Annotated in this window: 12 protein-coding genes, 28 tRNA genes, 3 rRNA genes and 1 pseudogene; 41 read left to right on the top strand and 3 right to left on the bottom strand. The window is 40.0% G+C overall.

The features are described from left to right. Positions 1-9: 9 nt before the first annotated feature. The 4 genes from MOO45_RS02030 (at position 10) to MOO45_RS02045 (ending at position 3,505) form a co-directional block, all read left to right on the top strand. Positions 10-1,401 (top strand): bifunctional metallophosphatase/5'-nucleotidase, encoded by a 1,392-nt coding sequence (locus MOO45_RS02030; RefSeq protein WP_249514764.1) that lies wholly within the window; start codon positions 10-12, stop codon positions 1,399-1,401. Between the two features lie 7 nt (positions 1,402-1,408). Continuing rightward, on the top strand, positions 1,409-1,993 hold the full coding sequence (locus MOO45_RS02035) for a YutD family protein (protein WP_396022413.1): 585 nt from the start codon (positions 1,409-1,411) through the stop codon (positions 1,991-1,993). A gap of 114 nt (positions 1,994-2,107) precedes the next feature. After that, positions 2,108-2,881 (top strand): TIGR01457 family HAD-type hydrolase, encoded by a 774-nt coding sequence (locus MOO45_RS02040; RefSeq protein WP_249515129.1) that lies wholly within the window; start codon positions 2,108-2,110, stop codon positions 2,879-2,881. Positions 2,882-2,887: 6 nt separating this feature from the next. Next, positions 2,888-3,505: a TIGR01906 family membrane protein gene (locus tag MOO45_RS02045; protein ID WP_249515130.1), complete on the top strand. Its 618-nt coding sequence runs from the start codon at positions 2,888-2,890 to the stop codon at positions 3,503-3,505. On the opposite strand, the gene MOO45_RS02050 is transcribed toward MOO45_RS02045, so the two are convergent. Both MOO45_RS02050 and MOO45_RS02055 read right to left on the bottom strand, forming a co-directional pair. Beyond that, positions 3,502-4,140, bottom strand: coding sequence for a VTT domain-containing protein (locus MOO45_RS02050; protein WP_249514765.1), 639 nt, complete (start codon positions 4,138-4,140; stop codon positions 3,502-3,504). The two genes, MOO45_RS02045 and MOO45_RS02050, sit on opposite strands and share 4 nt — an antisense overlap. A gap of 69 nt (positions 4,141-4,209) precedes the next feature. Continuing rightward, on the bottom strand, positions 4,210-5,193 hold the full coding sequence (locus MOO45_RS02055; protein ID WP_249514766.1) for an NAD(P)/FAD-dependent oxidoreductase: 984 nt from the start codon (positions 5,191-5,193) through the stop codon (positions 4,210-4,212). Positions 5,194-5,262: 69 nt separating this feature from the next. Between MOO45_RS02055 and MOO45_RS02060 the strand changes: the two genes are divergently transcribed. The 33 genes from MOO45_RS02060 (at position 5,263) to MOO45_RS02220 (ending at position 13,954) form a co-directional block, all read left to right on the top strand. Further along, positions 5,263-5,619: a CvfD/Ygs/GSP13 family RNA-binding post-transcriptional regulator gene (locus tag MOO45_RS02060; protein ID WP_249514767.1), complete on the top strand. Its 357-nt coding sequence runs from the start codon at positions 5,263-5,265 to the stop codon at positions 5,617-5,619. A gap of 300 nt (positions 5,620-5,919) precedes the next feature. Further along, positions 5,920-7,486 (top strand): 16S ribosomal RNA (locus MOO45_RS02065). Positions 7,487-7,574: 88 nt separating this feature from the next. Then, positions 7,575-7,648 (top strand) — tRNA-Ile (locus MOO45_RS02070). 21 nt (positions 7,649-7,669) lie between these two features. Further along, positions 7,670-7,742 (top strand) — tRNA-Ala (locus MOO45_RS02075). An 89-nt stretch (positions 7,743-7,831) separates the two neighbouring features. Beyond that, positions 7,832-10,741, top strand: a 23S ribosomal RNA gene (locus tag MOO45_RS02080). Positions 10,742-10,815: 74 nt separating this feature from the next. Beyond that, positions 10,816-10,932, top strand: a 5S ribosomal RNA gene (gene rrf, locus MOO45_RS02085). The 16S, 23S and 5S rRNA genes sit together here with 28 tRNA genes alongside, the layout of an rRNA operon. A 23-nt stretch (positions 10,933-10,955) precedes the next feature. After that, a tRNA-Val gene (locus MOO45_RS02090) sits at positions 10,956-11,028 on the top strand. A gap of 2 nt (positions 11,029-11,030) precedes the next feature. Then, positions 11,031-11,103, top strand: a tRNA-Lys gene (locus tag MOO45_RS02095). Between the two features lie 7 nt (positions 11,104-11,110). Continuing rightward, positions 11,111-11,193, top strand: a tRNA-Leu gene (locus MOO45_RS02100). A gap of 20 nt (positions 11,194-11,213) precedes the next feature. Next, a tRNA-Thr gene (locus MOO45_RS02105) sits at positions 11,214-11,286 on the top strand. A 3-nt stretch (positions 11,287-11,289) separates the two neighbouring features. Beyond that, a tRNA-Gly gene (locus MOO45_RS02110) sits at positions 11,290-11,361 on the top strand. Positions 11,362-11,376: 15 nt separating this feature from the next. Continuing rightward, a tRNA-Leu gene (locus MOO45_RS02115) sits at positions 11,377-11,462 on the top strand. A gap of 10 nt (positions 11,463-11,472) precedes the next feature. Then, a tRNA-Arg gene (locus tag MOO45_RS02120) sits at positions 11,473-11,546 on the top strand. Between the two features lie 3 nt (positions 11,547-11,549). Continuing rightward, positions 11,550-11,623: transfer RNA gene (locus MOO45_RS02125), tRNA-Pro, on the top strand. Between the two features lie 26 nt (positions 11,624-11,649). Beyond that, positions 11,650-11,723: transfer RNA gene (locus MOO45_RS02130), tRNA-Met, on the top strand. A 4-nt stretch (positions 11,724-11,727) separates the two neighbouring features. Then, positions 11,728-11,801: transfer RNA gene (locus MOO45_RS02135), tRNA-Ile, on the top strand. Between the two features lie 33 nt (positions 11,802-11,834). After that, positions 11,835-11,908 (top strand) — tRNA-Met (locus tag MOO45_RS02140). A 3-nt stretch (positions 11,909-11,911) separates the two neighbouring features. Then, a tRNA-Asp gene (locus MOO45_RS02145) sits at positions 11,912-11,985 on the top strand. A 5-nt stretch (positions 11,986-11,990) separates the two neighbouring features. After that, positions 11,991-12,063, top strand: a tRNA-Phe gene (locus MOO45_RS02150). Between the two features lie 15 nt (positions 12,064-12,078). Next, a tRNA-Gly gene (locus tag MOO45_RS02155) sits at positions 12,079-12,149 on the top strand. A 3-nt stretch (positions 12,150-12,152) separates the two neighbouring features. After that, positions 12,153-12,226: transfer RNA gene (locus MOO45_RS02160), tRNA-Ile, on the top strand. A gap of 2 nt (positions 12,227-12,228) precedes the next feature. Then, positions 12,229-12,316: transfer RNA gene (locus tag MOO45_RS02165), tRNA-Ser, on the top strand. A 19-nt stretch (positions 12,317-12,335) separates the two neighbouring features. Beyond that, positions 12,336-12,423: transfer RNA gene (locus MOO45_RS02170), tRNA-Ser, on the top strand. A 17-nt stretch (positions 12,424-12,440) separates the two neighbouring features. Further along, positions 12,441-12,514, top strand: a tRNA-Met gene (locus MOO45_RS02175). Positions 12,515-12,517: 3 nt separating this feature from the next. Beyond that, positions 12,518-12,591: transfer RNA gene (locus MOO45_RS02180), tRNA-Asp, on the top strand. A 5-nt stretch (positions 12,592-12,596) separates the two neighbouring features. After that, positions 12,597-12,669, top strand: a tRNA-Phe gene (locus MOO45_RS02185). A 5-nt stretch (positions 12,670-12,674) separates the two neighbouring features. Continuing rightward, a tRNA-Tyr gene (locus MOO45_RS02190) sits at positions 12,675-12,757 on the top strand. A gap of 8 nt (positions 12,758-12,765) precedes the next feature. Next, a tRNA-Trp gene (locus MOO45_RS02195) sits at positions 12,766-12,836 on the top strand. Between the two features lie 10 nt (positions 12,837-12,846). Next, a tRNA-His gene (locus tag MOO45_RS02200) sits at positions 12,847-12,920 on the top strand. A gap of 6 nt (positions 12,921-12,926) precedes the next feature. Next, positions 12,927-12,998: transfer RNA gene (locus MOO45_RS02205), tRNA-Gln, on the top strand. A 7-nt stretch (positions 12,999-13,005) separates the two neighbouring features. Continuing rightward, positions 13,006-13,076 (top strand) — tRNA-Cys (locus MOO45_RS02210). Between the two features lie 31 nt (positions 13,077-13,107). Next, positions 13,108-13,192: transfer RNA gene (locus MOO45_RS02215), tRNA-Leu, on the top strand. A 588-nt stretch (positions 13,193-13,780) separates the two neighbouring features. Continuing rightward, complete coding sequence (locus MOO45_RS02220; protein WP_249514768.1) at positions 13,781-13,954, top strand: ATP-binding cassette domain-containing protein; 174 nt, start codon at positions 13,781-13,783, stop codon at positions 13,952-13,954. 254 nt (positions 13,955-14,208) lie between these two features. Here the strand turns inward: MOO45_RS02220 and MOO45_RS02225 are convergent. Next, positions 14,209-14,771 (bottom strand): annotated as a pseudogene (locus tag MOO45_RS02225) (SPFH domain-containing protein); the annotation flags it as partial. A gap of 412 nt (positions 14,772-15,183) precedes the next feature. Here MOO45_RS02225 and glmS point away from each other — a divergent pair. From glmS to MOO45_RS02245, 4 genes are all read left to right on the top strand, one after another. Continuing rightward, complete coding sequence (gene glmS, locus MOO45_RS02230; protein ID WP_249514769.1) at positions 15,184-16,995, top strand: glutamine--fructose-6-phosphate transaminase (isomerizing); 1,812 nt, start codon at positions 15,184-15,186, stop codon at positions 16,993-16,995. 107 nt (positions 16,996-17,102) lie between these two features. Beyond that, the gene (locus tag MOO45_RS02235) at positions 17,103-17,825 is read left to right on the top strand and encodes a YebC/PmpR family DNA-binding transcriptional regulator (RefSeq protein WP_249514770.1); all 723 of its coding nucleotides are present in this window, start codon (positions 17,103-17,105) and stop codon (positions 17,823-17,825) included. Between the two features lie 138 nt (positions 17,826-17,963). After that, on the top strand, positions 17,964-18,935 hold the full coding sequence (gene comGA / locus MOO45_RS02240; protein WP_249514771.1) for a competence type IV pilus ATPase ComGA: 972 nt from the start codon (positions 17,964-17,966) through the stop codon (positions 18,933-18,935). Beyond that, positions 18,901-19,902 (top strand): type II secretion system F family protein, encoded by a 1,002-nt coding sequence (locus MOO45_RS02245; protein ID WP_249514772.1) that lies wholly within the window; start codon positions 18,901-18,903, stop codon positions 19,900-19,902. The genes comGA and MOO45_RS02245 overlap by 35 nt, the downstream gene beginning before the upstream one ends. Positions 19,903-19,904 lie beyond the last annotated feature (2 nt).

Here is a 19,904-nt window from a genome sequence, read left to right on the forward strand (position 1 = left end):
GTGAATATAATGGACGAACAAATTCAGCTACTTCACACGAATGATTTACATTCGCATTTTGAAAACTTTCCGCGTATTGAACGCTTTATCAAACATCGCCGTCAAGTCAATCAGGAGGCAAATGTACAGACTTTTTTGTTTGATGTAGGCGATGCAACTGATCGTCAGCATCCGTTAACAGAAACGACGCAAGCACAGGCCAATATTCAATGGATGAATCGGCTGAATTATGATGCGGTAACAATTGGTAACAGCGAAGGTTTATACTATAGCCATAATGTTTTAGAGCATATGTACGATACGGCTAAATTTGATGTGATTGTGGGCAATTTGAAAGAAACTAATCAAATGTTGCCTCATTTTGCTAAAGAATATCGGATTATTACGACTGCTAAACAAACAAAAATTGGTCTGCTCGGTTTAACTGCTCCTTATACTTCCGCTTATCCGTTGGCCGATTGGCGTATTGAAGAGGTTGCTCAGGTATTACCAACGTTGATTGTCGAATTAGCACCGCAAGTGGATGTGTTGGTTTTGTTGTCTCATTTAGGTTTGAGTATGGATCGCATTTTGGCTAAAACTTATCCCCAGTTGGATATTATTATTGGCGCACACACCCATCATTTATTACCTCAAGGTGAGTTGGTTAATCAAACTTTACTAACTGCGGCTGGTAAATATGGTCAACATGTTGGTATGATTAATTTGCAGTTACAAGATCATCAGTTGATAACCAAATCTGCAAGGACTATTCAAACGGCTACTTTACCTGAGCATGCGGCAGATCAACGTGTTATTACTACTTATGAACGAGAAGGTCGTCAGTTGTTGCAACAGCAAAAGTTGGCATGGTTACCGACAACGTTGACTAAAAATCCATTTACATCCTGTGCAGCAATTAATATGGCCTTGCAAGCGCTCAAGGAAATTACGCATAGTTCAGCAGCAATGCTGAGCAGCGGTTTATTCTTGACTGATTTGCAAGCCGGTTTAGTCACTGCGGATACTTTGCATCAACAATTACCTCACGCGGTACACATAATGATTACGAAATTAAAAGGACAAGATTTTTGGCGCTTTGTAATGGAAGTTGAAAAAAATCGTGGTTTTTTACGTAATTTTCCGCAAAAGGGTATGGGGTTTCGCGGTAAAATTTTTGGTGAAATTGTCTTTTCTGGAGTTCAAGTTGACCACAAATTGCAGCAAGTTTTCTACAATGGACAATTAGTGCAGTCAGATCGGATTTATCAGATTGCACTTTTGGATCATTATTCGTTTATTCCCTTCTTCCCGACATTGCAAATTGTTGGTCAGAACCGGATTTTATATCCAGAATTTTTTCGCGAAACGTTAGGACGTTACTTGACCAAAAAATATCCATTAAAACAAGAAAGTGATTGAGAAAACTTTGATAACAGATAACCAGAACCAATCAATAGAAAAGAAGAAGTCGATTCTAAGTCGGAGTATTGAACATGCTATTGCGGCTAATAATGCAGATATTCCTGATGAGCAACCTGCAGCTGAAGTTTTGCAAGTTAATGATCAGTTGATCAAAATTAATCGAGAGCCATATAAAGTGGTTGTTAATCATCAACAAGCCTTTGATCCTGAGCGCTTGGCATTGCGCTACCACGCTATTTTGGATAAATATGATTATATTGTCGGTGATTGGGGATATGGTCAATTGCGCTTGCGAGGGTTTTACGAAATGAATCGGCCCCAAGCAAAAATTGATCAAAAAATTGATACTTTGCAGGATTATCTTTTAGAATATTGCAATTTCGGTTGTGCTTATTTTGTCTTAGAAAAAGAGCATGAAACTACTCAGCATCATGCAAATTTTGCGACAAATAAATCTCCCAAACAGCATCGTGCAACTAATAAAAAGTCTAATCGCAATAATAATAATGGTCGCAATCATTTTCGGCGGCGCCCATTACAGCAAAATTCTAAATTGGCCAAACTAACAAAAATAGCTATTAAAAAATAAAAAAGCGATTATTGTTGCCTCATTTTGGCTATGTTAAGATAGAAAAGTTGGTTTTTTATGGGTCAATAATCGAAATTTTAGAATTTGCTTAATATGACAAAAAAGGTGATTAGGTTGAAGTATCAGGGCTATTTGATTGATTTAGATGGAACTGTCTATCGTGGTAAGGATAAAATTCCAGCAGCGGCTCGGTTTATTCGGCGCTTGCAGCGCAAACACATTGCGTTTGCTTTTCTAACAAATAATACAACTAAAACTCCAGAGCAAGTTGTCAAAAATCTAGCAACAAATCATGATATTCAGGTGCAATCTAGCCAAGTTATTACGCCAGCGAGTGCTACTGCAGATTATTTGGTGCGACATAATGATGGTTCTAAGCAACAGACTTGTTTTGTGATTGGTGAGTTTGGTTTGAAGCAAGCAATTTTTCAATTGGGAATTCAAGTTGAGGAAAAACATCCTGACTATGTAGTAGTAGGACTGGATACGGATGTGACATATCATAAATTTGAAACAGCAACACTGGCTATTAAGGCTGGTGCAAGTTTTATTGGCACTAACGCGGATACTAATTTACCCAATGAACGTGGTTTAGTTCCCGGTGCTGGCTCAATTATCTCCTTGGTAGAAACATCAACACAGCAAAAGGCAATTTACATCGGTAAACCTGAACGTTTAATTGCTGATTTTGCATTGCGCAAACTTGGTTGGCAGCGTCAAACAGTGGCAATTATTGGTGATAATTATAAGACAGATATTCAATGTGGTTTCAACGCTGATCTGGATACAATTTTAGTTTATACGGGTGTTAGTACCAAACAACAAATTGCTGATTGTCGGCAAAAACCGACAATTGAGATTGATAGTCTCGACGAGTTGGAAGTTTAAACGTTGATGAATCTTTTATTTTGCATAGTTAGTCTAATCTTTTTGTTGTCGGCAACGGTGCTGTTAACGATTGGTGGTAGCTATTTAATATTTTGGTGGGATTTGCACTATTTGCAGTTAGATTTGATAGTTCATTTAACATCTAAACAAATTTGGCATAGTTACCAACAAGTAATGCAATATTTATTGTTACCTATACAAACGAAGTTTCGAGTCAGTCATTTTATCAGTTCGCCATCAGGGATAGAACATTTTTATGAAGTTAAAGTTTTGTTTGGAATTGTGGTATTTTTATTTATACTTTCAGGGTGTTTCCTTTTGCTTTGGCTTAAAAAACATCAGCTTAGCCCTCTTATAATACTTAATATCGCGTTTTTTAAAATTCTATTGGTAGTTCCTTGGCTCTTAGGAATTATTGTCAGCATTGATTTTGATGGTTTTTTCGTCGCGTTTCATCAGCTATTATTTCGTAATCATGATTGGCTGTTTGATCCACTTAAAGATCCAATTATTAATATTTTGCCGGATACATTTTTTGCGCACTGTTTCTTTTTAGCTTTTATTATTTTTGAAGTTTTAGTATTTTTAATTCTCATCTGGAAACATCAAAAAAACAGGCTTTAGTTGCCTGCTTTTTTTGTCCGTAACATGCCGATTAAAGCCGGAATTACGGAAATAAAGATAATTGCAAGGACGATCATTGAGAAGTGATCTTGGACGAAAGGTAAATTGCCGAAGAAGTGTCCACAAATTAAACAGATTGATACCCAAACGAATGATCCGATGACATTGTAATGCAAAAATTTTGAATATTTTAAGGCACCTCCACCTGCAACAAACGGTACAAATGTACGAACAATAGGAATAAAACGTCCCATAGCAATTGCCTTACCACCGTGTCTATCAAAAAATTCTTGAGCTTGTGTTAGATATTGCGGTTTAACTAGTTTATGAAACCACTTCTTTTTTTGAAGCCAATGATTTAGATATTTACTAATAAAGTAATTGCAAGAATCACCACTAATTGCGGCAACTAAAAATAGAATTAACAAGGTCCAAATATTTAAGCCGCTAGTTTTATTGGCCGCTAAGGCTGCTGCAGCAAATAAAAGCGAGTCTCCCGGCAAAAAAGGTAAGATAACAGCGCCTGTTTCAATAAAAATAATTCCAAATAAAATTATATACGACCAATCACCGAATTGATTTACCAAACTGAAAAGGTGTTTATCAACATTCATGACAAAATCAATTAACTGCATAAATTCTCCTTCAAAGGTAAGTTATGTTTTTTATTTTACAGGTTCTCTATTTTAGTGCCAACTATAATTTCAATTAAATAAAGATGAGCTATGTGCCAAATGTCTTTTGTCAGGATAAAGTTCTTCGATCGCGGTATTGACAGCAATCGGTCCTTCAGCAAAACCTAGTGTGATTAGGCGTTCTTTGCCAGGATAACTAACTACATCGCCTGCGGCGTAAATATGCTTTCTATTAGTATGCATTTTTGAGTCAACTTGAATAAAGGGTCCCTGTAAATTTAAATGCCAAGTTTTTAGTAAGCGTGAATCATTAATCATTCCATAATTAACTAATAATTTATCCACCACAAGCTGATGTTCAGTACCTATTTTGATGGTTTTATAGGTAACATTTAATTTTTGCTGATGATTGAGGTAGATGCCCGTGATAATGTTAGGTGTCAGCAGATTAACTGTTGATTTGTTGAGTGACTTTATGCTAGATTCCAAGGCACGAAATTGATTGCGTCGATGCAGCAAATAGGTATTATTAGCCAATTTATTGATAGCAAGGGCCCAATCGACAGCGGTATCACCACCACCGGCGACTAAGACGTCTTGATTTTTAAAGTCATTAAGGTTTTGAACAAAATAAGTTAATTGTTTTCCTTCGATATTAGGATCGTAGTCAAAGTTTAATTTACGTGGTGTAAAAGGCCCATTTCCTGCTGTAATGATAACAGCTTTACTTAAAATTTTATTGTGATTAGTATTTAACTGATAATGAGAACAATCATGATGAATTTGTAAAACTGTAGTTTTTAAACAGACTTTATATTGAAATTGCTGATTGGTGTTTACTAACCGATTAATTAATTTTTCACCTGTAATACCAAATTGACCAGCAACGTCATAAATCTTTTTTTGAGAATAGAGGTTAGAGGGCTGTCCCCCTAATTTTGGCATACTCTCAATAAGAATAGTTTTTAAGTTACGCATAGCTGCATAGTAAGCAGTGAAAATTCCGATTGGTCCACCACCAATGATCGCTAAGTCGTAAATTATATTTTGCAAAGTGCACCCCCTAAGTTTATTTTCATAATTGTTATTATATGTTAGTCTAAACATAGGGGGAAAGTATAGATGGAATTATCAATAGGTGCGATAATTTCGGGTAAGATTTCCGGAATTAAGCCGTATGGAATTTTCGTTCAATTGAATCAAGCAAATCGGCAAGGTTTAATACATATTTCAGAATGTAAAAATGGGTATATAGCTGATATAAATCGGTTATATAGAATAGGTCAGAAAATTACTGTTCAGATTTTGGATATTGATGAATATACAAGGCAAATTAGTTTATCACTAAGAACTTTGCAAAAGTTGTCATATGATTCAAGACATTTCAATAAGAAAAAATACTGGACAGATAATAAAAAACATCTTGGATATCAAACAATTGCTGATTTAAAGGGTGTTTGGATGGCGGAAGCTAAATAAAAATCAAAAAAGATGCAAAAAGGGGTTGCAAAAGAAGAAAAAAGTTGATAATATATTTTCTGTTGTCAATGAGTCATGTTCGTCACTGCTAAATGATTTAAAAAAGCAGTTGACAAGCTCATGATAAGATGATAAACTAAACAAGCGGCATAATCAAGTGCTGTGAGCAAAAAAGTAGATCTTTGAAAACTGAACAAAGTTTCTTTTTAACCAAAGTGCTGGGTTCGCAAGAACCCGTCAATAAAAGCAATAAATAAAGAAGACAAAGAACGTTAGAGTTCAGAGTCTGAGTCACAAACTAAAAATGAGAGTTTGATCCTGGCTCAGGACGAACGCTGGCGGCGTGCCTAATACATGCAAGTCGAGCGAGCGGAACTAACAGAATACCTTCGGGTAGGAAGATAAGGAAGCGAGCGGCGGATGGGTGAGTAACACGTAGGTAACCTGCCCTTCAGTGGGGGATAACAATTGGAAACAGTTGCTAATACCGCATAAGCCTTCTAATCACATGATTGGGAGTTAAAAGACGGTTTCGGCTGTCACTGAAGGATGGACCTGCGGCGTATTAGCTAGTTGGTAAGGTAACGGCTTACCAAGGCAATGATACGTAGCCGACCTGAGAGGGTAAACGGCCACATTGGGACTGAGACACGGCCCAAACTCCTACGGGAGGCAGCAGTAGGGAATCTTCCACAATGGACGAAAGTCTGATGGAGCAACGCCGCGTGGATGAAGAAGGTTTTCGGATCGTAAAATCCTGTTGTTGAAGAAGAACGTATTTGAGAGTAACTGCTCAGATAGTGACGGTATTCAACCAGAAAGTCACGGCTAACTACGTGCCAGCAGCCGCGGTAATACGTAGGTGGCAAGCGTTGTCCGGATTTATTGGGCGTAAAGGGAGCGCAGGCGGTTTTTTAAGTCTGAATGTGAAAGCCCTCAGCTTAACTGAGGAATTGCATCGGAAACTGGAGAACTTGAGTGCAGAAGAGGAGAGTGGAACTCCATGTGTAGCGGTGAAATGCGTAGATATATGGAAGAACACCAGTGGCGAAGGCGGCTCTCTGGTCTGTAACTGACGCTGAGGCTCGAAAGCATGGGTAGCGAACAGGATTAGATACCCTGGTAGTCCATGCCGTAAACGATGAGTGCTAAGTGTTGGGAGGTTTCCGCCTCTCAGTGCTGTAGCTAACGCAATAAGCACTCCGCCTGGGGAGTACGACCGCAAGGTTGAAACTCAAAGGAATTGACGGGGGCCCGCACAAGCGGTGGAGCATGTGGTTTAATTCGAAGCAACGCGAAGAACCTTACCAGGTCTTGACATCTCCTGCAAGTTGTAGAGATACAAGGTTCCCTTCGGGGACAGGAAGACAGGTGGTGCATGGTTGTCGTCAGCTCGTGTCGTGAGATGTTGGGTTAAGTCCCGCAACGAGCGCAACCCTTGTTACTAGTTGCCAGCATTAAGTTGGGCACTCTAGTGAGACTGCCGGTGACAAACCGGAGGAAGGTGGGGACGACGTCAAATCATCATGCCCCTTATGACCTGGGCTACACACGTGCTACAATGGATGGTACAACGAGAAGCAAACTCGTGAGGGCAAGCAGAACTCTAAAAACCATTCTCAGTTCGGATTGCAGGCTGCAACTCGCCTGCATGAAGTTGGAATCGCTAGTAATCGTGAATCAGCATGCCACGGTGAATACGTTCTCGGGCCTTGTACACACCGCCCGTCACACCATGAGAGTTTGTAACACCCAAAGCCGGTGGGGTAACCTTTATAGGAGCTAACCGTCTAAGGTGGGACAAATGATTAGGGTGAAGTCGTAACAAGGTAGCCGTAGGAGAACCTGCGGCTGGATCACCTCCTTTCTAAGGAAAATAACGGAAAGCACTTTGTAGAAACTTTGTTTAGTTTTGAGAGGTCTACTCTCAAGGTTGTTGGGTGTAACGCAGTAACGGGCCTATAGCTCAGCTGGTTAGAGCGCACGCCTGATAAGCGTGAGGTCGATGGTTCAAGTCCATTTAGGCCCATGAAAAATAAAATAGTAGTACGGGGGTTTAGCTCAGCTGGGAGAGCACCTGCTTTGCAAGCAGGAGGTCATCGGTTCGATCCCGTTAACCTCCATTGACAGGGAACTGTCAAGGATCATTAGTACTTTGAAAACTGAATATTAAGAGAAAAGACACCGAGAAACGAAGAAGAATTAAGAAATAGGTTAAGATAATAAGGGCGCACGGTGGATGCCTAGGTACTAGGAGCCGAAGAAGGACGCAACGAACAGCGAAATGCTCCGGGGAGTTGTAAGTAAACGAAGATCCGGAGATATCCGAATGGGGGAACCCGGCTAAGATAAAGCTTAGTCACACTTGGTCGAAAGATGAAGTGGGGAAGACGTGGTGAACTGAAACATCTAAGTAGCCACAGGAAGAGAAAGAAAAATCGATTTCCGTAGTAGCGGCGAGCGAAGTGGAAAGAGCCCAAACCAAAGAGCATGCTTTTTGGGGTTGTAGGACTGCGAAGTGAGATAGTGGAAGATAGTCGAATCAGTTGGGAAACTGAGCTAGAGAGAGTGAAAGCCTCGTAGACGAAATCAGAAGCGCTCTAGCAGGATCCTGAGTACGGCGGGGCACGTGAAACCCCGTCGGAATCCGGGAGGACCATCTCCCAAGGCTAAATACTCCCTAGTGACCGATAGAGAACAAGTACCGTGAGGGAAAGGTGAAAAGCACCCCGGAAGGGGAGTGAAATAGATCCTGAAACCGTGTGCCTACAAGTAGTCAGAGCTCGTTAAAGAGTGATGGCGTGCCTTTTGTAGAATGAACCGGCGAGTTACGTTTGCGTGCGAGGTTAAGTTGAGAAGACGGAGCCGAAGCGAAAGCGAGTCTGAATAGGGCGAGTAAGTACGTAGATGTAGACCCGAAACCAAGTGACCTACCCATGTCCAGGTTGAAGGTGCGGTAAAACGCACTGGAGGACCGAACCCACGTAAGTTGAAAATTGCGGGGATGAGGTGTGGGTAGCGGTGAAATTCCAAACGAACTTGGAGATAGCTGGTTCTCTCCGAAATAGCTTTAGGGCTAGCCTCAGGGAGAGGATCTTGGAGGTAGAGCACTGTTTGAACTAGGGGCCCGTCATGGGTTACTGAATTCAGACAAACTCCGAATGCCAAAGATCTATACCTGGGAGTCAGACGGTGAGTGATAAGATCCATCGTCGAAAGGGGAACAGCCCAGATCACCAGTTAAGGTCCCAAAATCCATACTAAGTGGAAAAGGAAGTGGAACTGCTTAGACAACTAGGATGTTGGCTTAGAAGCAGCAACTCATTTAAAGAGTGCGTAATAGCTCACTAGTCGAGTGGTTCTGCGCCGAAAATGTACCGGGGCTAAGTATGGTACCAAAACTGTGGGTGTTCATGTAAAAATGAATGCGATAGGAGAGCGTTGTAAGCACGAAGAAGCCAGATCGAGAGGACTGGTGGAGAGCTTAGAAGTGAGAATGCCGGTATGAGTAGCGCGAGATCAGTGAGAATCTGATCCACCGGAAGACTAAGGTTTCCTGGGGAAGGCTCGTCCGCCCAGGGTTAGTCGGGACCTAAGATGAGGCCGAGAGGCGTAATCGATGGAAAACAGGTTGAGATTCCTGTACTGTTCTGTATTGTTTGAGCAATGGAGGGACGCAGGAGATGAATCGTGAGCATGCAGCTGGAAAAGCATGTCTAAACATTAAGTTTGGTTGTGAGTCAAATGCTTGTAACTAAGAATGAGATGTGATGGGGAGCGAAATTAAAGTAGCGAAGCACGATAGTCACACTGCCGAGAAAAGCTTCTAGTTAGATACAGAATACCCGTACCGCAAACCGACACAGGTAGTCAAGGAGAGAATCCTAAGGTGAGCGAGAGAACTATCGTTAAGGAACTCGGCAAAATAGCCCCGTAACTTCGGGAGAAGGGGTGCTGGTATAAGAGCCAGCCGCAGTGAAAAGGCCCAAACAACTGTTTATCAAAAACACAGGTCTCTGCAAAATCGTAAGATGACGTATAGGGGCTGACGCCTGCCCGGTGCTGGAAGGTTAAGAGGATGAGTTAGACTTCGGTCGAAGCCCAGAATTGAAGCCCCAGTAAACGGCGGCCGTAACTATAACGGTCCTAAGGTAGCGAAATTCCTTGTCGGGTAAGTTCCGACCCGCACGAAAGGCGTAATGATTTGGGCACTGTCTCAACGATAGACTCGGTGAAATTATAATACCCGTGAAGATGCAGGTTACCCGCGACAGGACGGAAAGACCCCATGGAGCTTTACTGTAGCTTGATATTGAGTTTTTGTGTAACATGTACAGGATAGGTAGGAGCCGAAGAGCTCGGTACGCTAGTATCGAAGGAGGCAATGGTGGGATACTACCCTTGTTATATGAGGACTCTAACCCGCGCCGTTGAAGCACGGCGGGAGACAGTGTCAGGTGGGCAGTTTGACTGGGGCGGTCGCCTCCTAAACAGTAACGGAGGCGCCCAAAGGTTCCCTCAGAATGGTTGGAAATCATTCGTAGAGTGTAAAGGTAGAAGGGAGCTTGACTGCGAGACAGACAAGTCGAGCAGGGACGAAAGTCGGGCTTAATGATCCGGTGGCACCGTATGGAAGGGCCATCGCTCAACGGACAAAAGCTACCCTGGGGATAACAGGCTTATCTCCCCCAAGAGTTCACATCGACGGGGAGGTTTGGCACCTCGATGTCGGCTCATCGCATCCTGGGGCTGTAGTCGGTCCCAAGGGTTGGGCTGTTCGCCCATTAAAGCGGTACGCGAGCTGGGTTCAGAACGTCGTGAGACAGTTCGGTCCCTATCCGTCGCGGGCGTAGGAAATTTGAGAGGATCTGTCCTTAGTACGAGAGGACCGGGATGGACATACCGCTGGTGTACCAGTTGTCTTGCCAAAGGCACAGCTGGGTAGCTATGTATGGAAGGGATAAACGCTGAAAGCATCTAAGTGTGAAACCCACCTCAAGATGAGATTTCCCATTCAGGAATGAAGTAAGACCCCTCAAAGAAGATGAGGTAGATAGGTTGCGAGTGGAAGTGTAGTGATATATGGAGCTGAGCAATACTAATCGGTCGAGGGCTTAACCAAAGGTGTAAGTAACTTAATATTCAGTTTTGAGAGGACTAAGGTTCTTTCAAGCGAAAAGGTAAGAAGAACGCAAGTGTGGTGGCGATAGCGGGGAGGAAACACCTGTAAACATGCCGAACACAGAAGTTAAGCTTCTCAGCGCCGAAAGTAGTTGGTGGGAAACTACCTGCGAGGATAGGTCGTTGCCACGCTGGTTTATTTATTAGCCTTTTCTGGAAGATTAGCTCAGTTGGGAGAGCGTCTGCCTTACAAGCAGAGGGTCACAGGTTCGAGCCCTGTATCTTCCATTGAGTCGCTAGCTCAGCTGGTAGAGCAACGGCCTTTTAAGCCGTGGGTCGTGGGTTCGGGTCCCACGCGACTCATTTGTTTGCGGGTGTGGCGGAATTGGCAGACGCGCTAGATTTAGGTTCTAGTGTCCTTTGGACGTATGGGTTCAAGTCCCTTTGCCCGCACTTGTACGATCTTTTATTATGCCGACTTAGCTCAGCTGGTAGAGCACCTGTCTTGTAAACAGGGGGTCGGAGGTTCGAATCCTCTAGTCGGCATTTGCGGAAGTAGTTCAGTGGTAGAACATCACCTTGCCATGGTGGGGGTCGCGGGTTCGAATCCCGTCTTCCGCTTTACATTATAATAACGCCGGGGTGGCGGAACTGGCAGACGCACAGGACTTAAAATCCTGCGGTAAGTGATTACCGTACCGGTTCGATTCCGGTCCTCGGCATTATAATGTTGCACCCATAGCGCAATTGGATAGAGTGTCTGACTACGAATCAGAAGGTTGTAGGTTCGACTCCTACTGGGTGCATTTCGGGAAGTGGCTCAGTTTGGTAGAGCACCTGGTTTGGGACCAGGGGGTCGCAGGTTCGAATCCTGTCTTCCCGATTAGCTTATTGTTTATTAGCTATAATGGCGGTGTAGCTCAGCTGGCTAGAGCGTCCGGTTCATACCCGGGAGGTCGGGGGTTCGATCCCCTTCGCCGCTATATCGGACCTTTAGCTCAGTTGGTTAGAGCAAACGGCTCATAACCGTTCGGTCGTAGGTTCGAGTCCTACAAGGTCCATGTTTTGGATTTTGTGGTAGTATATAATATTATCGCGGGATGGAGCAGTCTGGTAGCTCGTCGGGCTCATAACCCGAAGGTCGTAGGTTCAAACCCTACTCCCGCAATTTGGTCCTATGGTGTAGTTGGTTATCACGCCTGCCTGTCACGCAGGAGATCACCGGTTCAAGTCCGGTTAGGACCGTTAATGGCTCGGTAGCTCAGTCGGTAGAGCAATGGATTGAAGCTCCATGTGTCGGCAGTTCGATTCTGTCCCGCGCCATTGATTAAAGACATTGCGGGTGTAGTTTAGTGGTAAAATCACAGCCTTCCAAGCTGTTGTCGCGAGTTCGATTCTCGTCACCCGCTTATGGGCCTATAGCTCAGCTGGTTAGAGCGCACGCCTGATAAGCGTGAGGTCGATGGTTCAAGTCCATTTAGGCCCATTGGAGAAGTACTCAAGTGGCTGAAGAGGCGCCCCTGCTAAGGGTGTAGGTCGCGTAAGCGGCGCGAGGGTTCAAATCCCTCCTTCTCCGTTGTTTTATATGTTTTCGTGGAGGATTACCCAAGTGGCTTAAGGGAACGGTCTTGAAAACCGTCAGGCGTGTAATAGCGTGCGTGGGTTCAAATCCCACATCCTCCTTTTATGGATAATATTATCGCGGGATGGAGCAGTCTGGTAGCTCGTCGGGCTCATAACCCGAAGGTCGTAGGTTCAAACCCTACTCCCGCAATTTGGTCCTATGGTGTAGTTGGTTATCACGCCTGCCTGTCACGCAGGAGATCACCGGTTCAAGTCCGGTTAGGACCGTTAATGGCTCGGTAGCTCAGTCGGTAGAGCAATGGATTGAAGCTCCATGTGTCGGCAGTTCGATTCTGTCCCGCGCCATTGATGGAAGGGTAGCGAAGTCTGGCTAAACGCGGCGGACTGTAAATCCGCTCCTTCGGGTTCGGTGGTTCGAATCCACTCCCTTCCATTAGTAATAGGGATATAGTTCAATGGTAGAACAACGGTCTCCAAAACCGTCGATGTGGGTTCAACTCCTACTATCCCTGTTATATTACGGCGGTATTGGTGAAGTTGGTTAACACACCGGTTTGTGGCACCGGCATACATGAGTTCGAGTCTCATATACCGCCCTTTGATGGGTTATAGCCAAGTGGTAAGGCAATGGACTTTGACTCCATTATGCGCTGGTTCGAATCCAGCTAACCCAATTTATATGGCGGTATAGCCAAGTGGTAAGGCAGAGGTCTGCAAAACCTTTATCACCGGTTCAAATCCGGTTACCGCCTTTGGCTTTTGCCATATAATAATAGTTATATTGCCGGTGTGGCGGAATTGGCAGACGCGCTGGATTCAAAATCCAGTTCCTGTTAAAGGAGTATCGGTTCGACCCCGATCACCGGTATTAAAGTGTTAAATTAGTTGACTGACTTTTTTTGATTGTTGCTCTTAAATTCAATATAAACAATATTGAATTTAAGAGCTTTTTTTGTCTGTAAGTAGTAAAAAGTTGTTTTATTTTACACTACGATCTGTGACTGCTTAGGCGACTAATTGCTTAATTTCTTGGGAAAATGTTTTTAATAACTTTAGTAATTATTTTCTGGATTTTATTTTTTGCTTGTATAAAATTTAAAGGACTATTTAATATTTATAAATAAGTATAATGATGATAAATGGTGTTAGTTAAGAATAGAAAAATCCGTAATCTTAGCTATTTTTGTAAAAAATTTAAAAAACTAATTTATGTTTGTTTAAAATATTTTCTTTTGGTGCATAATTTATATTTAGAAACTAAAGGTGGTATTTATAATGAATGGTTTTTATGATTAAAAAAAGTTTCCAAATATAATATTAAAATATTTCTGTTAAATTTCCCCAAAATGATTAACCGTTGTTACAGGTGTGGCTGGTTCTGGTAAAAATACCTTAATTGATTTTTTTAAAGAAAAAAAAGAAAAATATGTTAGTATAGTTGTGCTTAATCTCTATATTGCAGAGGCAGTTAAATGTTAATCTTGGTTATATTAAATTAGTCCAAAGTCTTGATACTTTTTCTGGTGGCGAGTTACAAAACGTTAAATTAGCTAAAGTTTTATTGCAAGGTCACATGAATCTTTTAGTTTTAGACGAACCAACTAGTGGTTTACATGAGGCAAATATCTAAAATTTGATTGATTTGTTAAAGAGATTAATTAAAGAACAAAAATGAACTGTTATCGTGATTTAACATAATATTAGAGTTATGGATCAAGCAGATTGGATAGTTGATATGGGACCTTTGGCAGGAAAAAAAGGTGGTAAATTACTCCGTATACGTTAGTACAACAAAATAATACTTTAACCCCTAAAGCAATAAGTCATTACTTTAATGTCTAAAAGACTGTAAGGGTTGTTCTAATTGATGAGATCACTTTTTTAATATTTATTATCCGTTTGATTTGATGTTTCTTGCAGTTTATTAATTCTATAATTTTCAGCATCTGTCTGTGTTTTTGTTGCCTGAGCCTGAGTTTTGGATGTTTCAATCAGAGCTTTGTTTTTTAGCATCATTTGTCAGTCGAATAAATTCTGCTTTACCTTCGACTTTAGTAATTGCTACTACACGTTCTCAATTTACTTATTAATAGATCGTTGAATTTCAGCAGAAGGTACTAATTCATCAATATTTATTCGCTCAACGTTAATACCATAAATATTTGTTAAGTCACTAATGGCGATTGCTAGGTCAGCATTAATTTTGGCTGTGGAGACTAAAGCTTCGTTAAGATCTATGCGACCGATAATATCACGTAAATATCCACGTACCAATTGTGACATTGATTCTACAGAATCTGTATTGTTATAACAATATTTAACGCATCAGTAATATGAAAATTTAAGGTTACAGAAGTAGAAAATTCAGCATTGTCTCGGGTGATGATGGAATAGTGTGGTAACTCTAGTGGTTGCATGGCTAAATTGACAGAGATAATTTTCCTTATTTCTTAACAGTACAAGTTGTTAAAATATTTCCTGTTATATTAGTAATTGTCTTGGATGTAATAGTTTCATTATTTTCTACAAAATAACAATAATAAATTCCATTAACTATTGCTAAACCACTTGTCGGCAAAGTATTTTGTATAGAATAACTTTATTAATAATCAATCTATTTTCTAATGTGGGAATATTTGCTAAATCATTATTAATATTTTTTTACACACTTTGAATGACTAATTGATTTCGTTTTTATCATCTCTTTTGATATTAAGATGAATATAATCTATTTTTTGGAATATACCAATACTGATAAAAAGTTGACATACTTTTGATGGTTATTTATCATATCAACCGTCAACAAACTTTTTAAAAATTATTATGGGACTATACCAATTTTTTGGAGGATAAAATAGTATGTGTGGAATTGTGGGCGTTGCCGGTAATATTTGCGCAACGACAATCTTGTTAGATGGTTTGGAAAAGCTGGAATATCGTGGTTATGATTCTTCTGGTATTTATGTTACTAATGGCGAAAATGGTTTTTTATGTAAGCGACAGGGAAAAATTGCGAATTTACGTGAAGCTGTGGGAAAAAAGCAGCACGGAACAACAGGAATTGGACATACAAGGTGGGCCACGCACGGAGCACCGTCACAAGAGAACGCGCATCCGCAGGTTTCAGATAGTCAACGCTTTTATTTGGTTCATAATGGTGTGATTACTAATGCTGAAGATTTAAAAGAACGTTATTTAAAGCATATTACGTTTACAAGTCAGACTGATACGGAAGTAATTGTGCAACTGATTGCATATTTTGTAGAGCAGAAACAATTAACTACATTGCGGTCACTACAAGCAGTAATCTCACTATTAGAAGGTTCTTATGCAATAGCAATGATGGATCGCCGAATACCTGAGCAAATCTTTATTGCTAAAAACAAAAGTCCATTACTGATTGGGTTAGGTGATGATGCTAATTATTTATGTTCCGATGCTTTAGCTATGTTGCCACAAACACAGATATTTATGGAAATTAAGGATGGTGAAACTGGTATCATTTCATCGAATGAAGTAAAATTATTTGATGAAGAAAATAAAGCGATTAATAGGTCTACCTATCAGGTTAAGATTGATGCAAATGACTTATCTAAGGGTGCTTATGACAGTTATATGTTAAAAGAAATAGATGAGCAACCAGCAGTTTTACGACGGATTATTCAAACTTATACTAATATTAATGGTGATATTAATATGTCATCAGAATTAATAGAACGATTAATTCAAAGTGATCGACTCTATATTGTCGCAGCGGGGACCAGTTATCATGCTGGATTAATTGGCAAAAGTTTATTCGAGCAATTAACAGACATACCTGTTGAGGTCGTTTTAGCAAGTGAATTTGGTTATCATTTACCGAAGTTATCTGCGCATCCATTCTTTTTGTTTTTGAGTCAAAGTGGTGAAACGGCTGATAGTCGCCAAGTATTAGTTAAAATTAAAAAACAGAATTACCCATCTTTAACTATTACTAATGTTGCAGATTCCACGTTATCGCGTGAAGCTGATTATACATTATTATTACATGCTGGTCCTGAAATTGCTGTGGCCTCCACGAAAGCTTATACGGCGCAAATTGCTGTGGAATCACTTTTAGCTAAATTTTTGGGAACAGCTAAAAAAATAGAGGCGGCACGACAATTTGATGTACGTCAGGAATTGTCGTTAGCTGCCACTGGGATGCAAAGTATGATTGATGAAAAAGATTACATTTCAAAATTAGCTAAAAAATATTTTTACAATCAAAGGACAGCCTTTTTTATTGGTCGTGGGAACGGTTATTATTTATCACTAGAAGCGGCGCTGAAGTTAAAAGAAGTTTCATATTTACATGCCGAAGGATTTGCTGCTGGAGAGTTGAAGCATGGTACAATTGCCTTGATTGAACAAGATACACCTGTTGTGGCCTTTGTCACCGAAGCAAAAACAGCTGACCATACTAGAAGTAATGTTCAAGAAGTATTAAGTCGTGGTGCCAAAGTGTTAATTATTAGTCAGGAAAATCTAGTACATCCAAATGATCAATTAACTTTTCCAGTGATTAGCGAATTGTTAAATCCGTTAGTAGCTATCATACCGACACAACTATTTGCTTATTTTACGGCCAAGGCTCGAGGAAATAATGTTGATCAACCACGTAATTTAGCTAAAAGTGTTACCGTAGAATAATAAAGAATAGAAATGTGGGTGAAATAAAGATTGAAGTAGGCGTGTTTTTTGGTATAATTAAAAATAGTTTTGTCTACCAATACTAATCGGAAAGAAGGAGTAAGCATATGTCAGGACATTCTAAATGGCATAATATTCAGGGTCGTAAAAACGCTCAGGATGCAAAACGTGGTAAAATTTTTCAAAAGCTTTCACGTGAAATATACATGGCAGCAAAGGGTGGTGATCCTGACCCTGCGAACAACGCTTCTTTACGTTTGGTGATGGATAAGGCACGTGCTGCTAATATGCCAAAAGATAATATTAAACGGGCTATTGAAAAGGCATCTGGTGCTGGTGGGGCTAATTATGAGGAAATTACTTATGAAGGCTATGCACCAGGTGGTGTAGCAGTGTTAATCAATACACTAACTGATAATAAAAATCGGACCGCGACTTCTGTGAAAGTTGCTGTGACACGTAATGGCGGTAGCATGGGTTCTGCTGGCTCAGTAGCTTATTTATTTGATCGTAAAGGGTACATTGTAATTGATCGGTCCACTACGGATGCAGATGAAGATAAAATGCTGGAAGATCTGATGGAAGCTGGCGCTGATGATTTAGAAGTTAGTGATGAGTATTTTGAAATTTATACTGATGCTAAAAGTTTTACACAAGTACGTGATGCATTAGAAAAGATTGGTTATCAATTAACTAATGCGTCTTTAACAATGATTCCTCAAAATACAGTTCCTGTTCCTGAAGATAAAAAGGAGCAGTTTGAACACATGATTGAACAATTAGAAGACGATGATGATGTGTCTGAGGTCTTTACAGCTGCGGCAGAATAATACAATTGATAATGCTTAGATTATGTCTTTATATAATCTAAGCATTTTTATTTTAAATAAATAAAAAAACTTTTTCCTATTTGGAAAAAGTTTTTTGCTTTTTTCGGGTACTTTAATATAGAGGAGGGATTAAAAGCAATGCAACCAGAAACATATACTCAGCAATTATTGGAATTTGCATGTCAACGAGAAGTTTCGGATATCTTTTTTCTGCCACATGAACAAAATGTGACTATAAAAATGCGTGAAATTGATGGTTTACATGAGTATCAAACTTTAAATGTCGCTTTTGCGCAAGGAGTTATTAATTATTTAAAATTCACCTCGGATATGGATATTAGTGAGCATCGTCGTCCACAAATTGGTGCGCGCTCTTTTTCCTATCAACAGCAACGATTTAATTTGCGATTATCGTCTGTAGGTAATTTTTCTAACCAAGAATCTTTAGTAGTGCGACTGTTATATCCGTTGAAGAATTTGACAGAAACTAACGATCCTAATGAAGATTGGCAACAAGTAATGAATCATCGGGGCTTAATTTTATTTAGTGGTCCAACAGGATCTGGAAAAACAACCTCAATGTATCAGTTAACTAAAAAATATGCTGCGGACAAAATCGTATTGACGATCGAAGATCCAATTGAAATTATTGAGCCGAATTTTTTGCAAATTCAAGTCAATAAGCAGGCGCAAATGAGTTATGCAGAGTTAATTCGTGCGTCACTGCGACATCGTCCGGATATTTTAATTTTAGGTGAAATTCGTGATGAAGATACAGCTCGAATGGCTTTAAGAGCGGCATTAAGCGGTCATTTGGTTTTGTCTACAGTTCATGCTAGAAATAAGTATGCTGTGATTGGCCGAATGATGGAATTAGGAATTAGTCAAAGTGAAATGCACTCTGTGTTAAATTGTGTGGTGTATCAACGATTAGTTCCGTTAGTTAACCATCAAGTTAAAGCTTATCAAGATGTTTTGATGCATGAAGATTTGACTAAAGCGATCCAAATTCCTCAAACAAACTTTGAGAATTGGCAACAAATGTTGAAGAATGACTGGAAAAAAGGACTCATTAATGAACAAACTTATCAAGAATTACAGACAGGATAAATTAACCACACAACAACAAGCTGATTTTTTATCTACTTTAGCTAAATTAGTTCGTAATGGTTTTTCTATTGAGGTAGCGCTAATCTCACTCAAATTAATTTATCCTCAACAAGAAGTAATACTAAATCAAGTTTTAGCACAGCTAAATTCAGGTCAGACATTAGCGCAAGCTTTGATTAAGACGGGATTATCGAAAACTATCATTAGTCAAATTACGATTGCTGATGTTCATGGAAATTTGGTTCGTTGCTTAGAAGAAAATGCGGCAACGTTAGTGTTACGTCAGAAAAACAAACAGAAAATCTTAAATTTATTGGCGTACCCTTGTTTTTTATTAATTAGTTTAATTACATTGCTTATTTTTTTAAAAGTAGAGTTGGCACAACAGCTCCCTAAAGTCAATTTTTCATTGTGGACTAAAATTGCGATAATTTTATTTGGTTTGTTTGTTTTTGTTTTTTTGTTAACAGAGGTCATTCGTTTAAGGCGATTAAGTGAACTACAACAGGTCATGAGAAAAATGAAATGGCCCTTTATCGGCGCTATTTATGGTAATTATTATCAATATTTAATTTTATCAGCTTTGTCTACATTTTTAAAAAGTGGTCTATCTTTAAAAGAAATTATAATTGCCGCCCAAAAATTAACGCCAGGATCGGTGCAATATGATTTGGCCCAGGTTATACAGCGACAGCTATTGGCAGGTTACTCGTTAGGCGATATCGTTAGAGCAAATAAATTATTGTCACCAGAGGTTGAAGTGGCAGTTAATTTGGGACATGAACCATTGCAATTGGCTATCGAATTACAAACAATAGCTGAATTAAAGCACCAACAGGTTCAACAGAAAATTCAACGATTAATTAATCAAATTCAACCGATCTTCTTTATTATTGTGGCGGTTATGATTTTAGGAACTTATTTAAGTATATTATTGCCGATTTATTCAATGATGAAAGGATTATAAAT

Origin of the sequence: Bombilactobacillus folatiphilus (assembly GCF_023380265.1) — a bacterium.
GTDB classification, from domain to species: Bacteria; Bacillota; Bacilli; order Lactobacillales; family Lactobacillaceae; genus Bombilactobacillus; species Bombilactobacillus folatiphilus.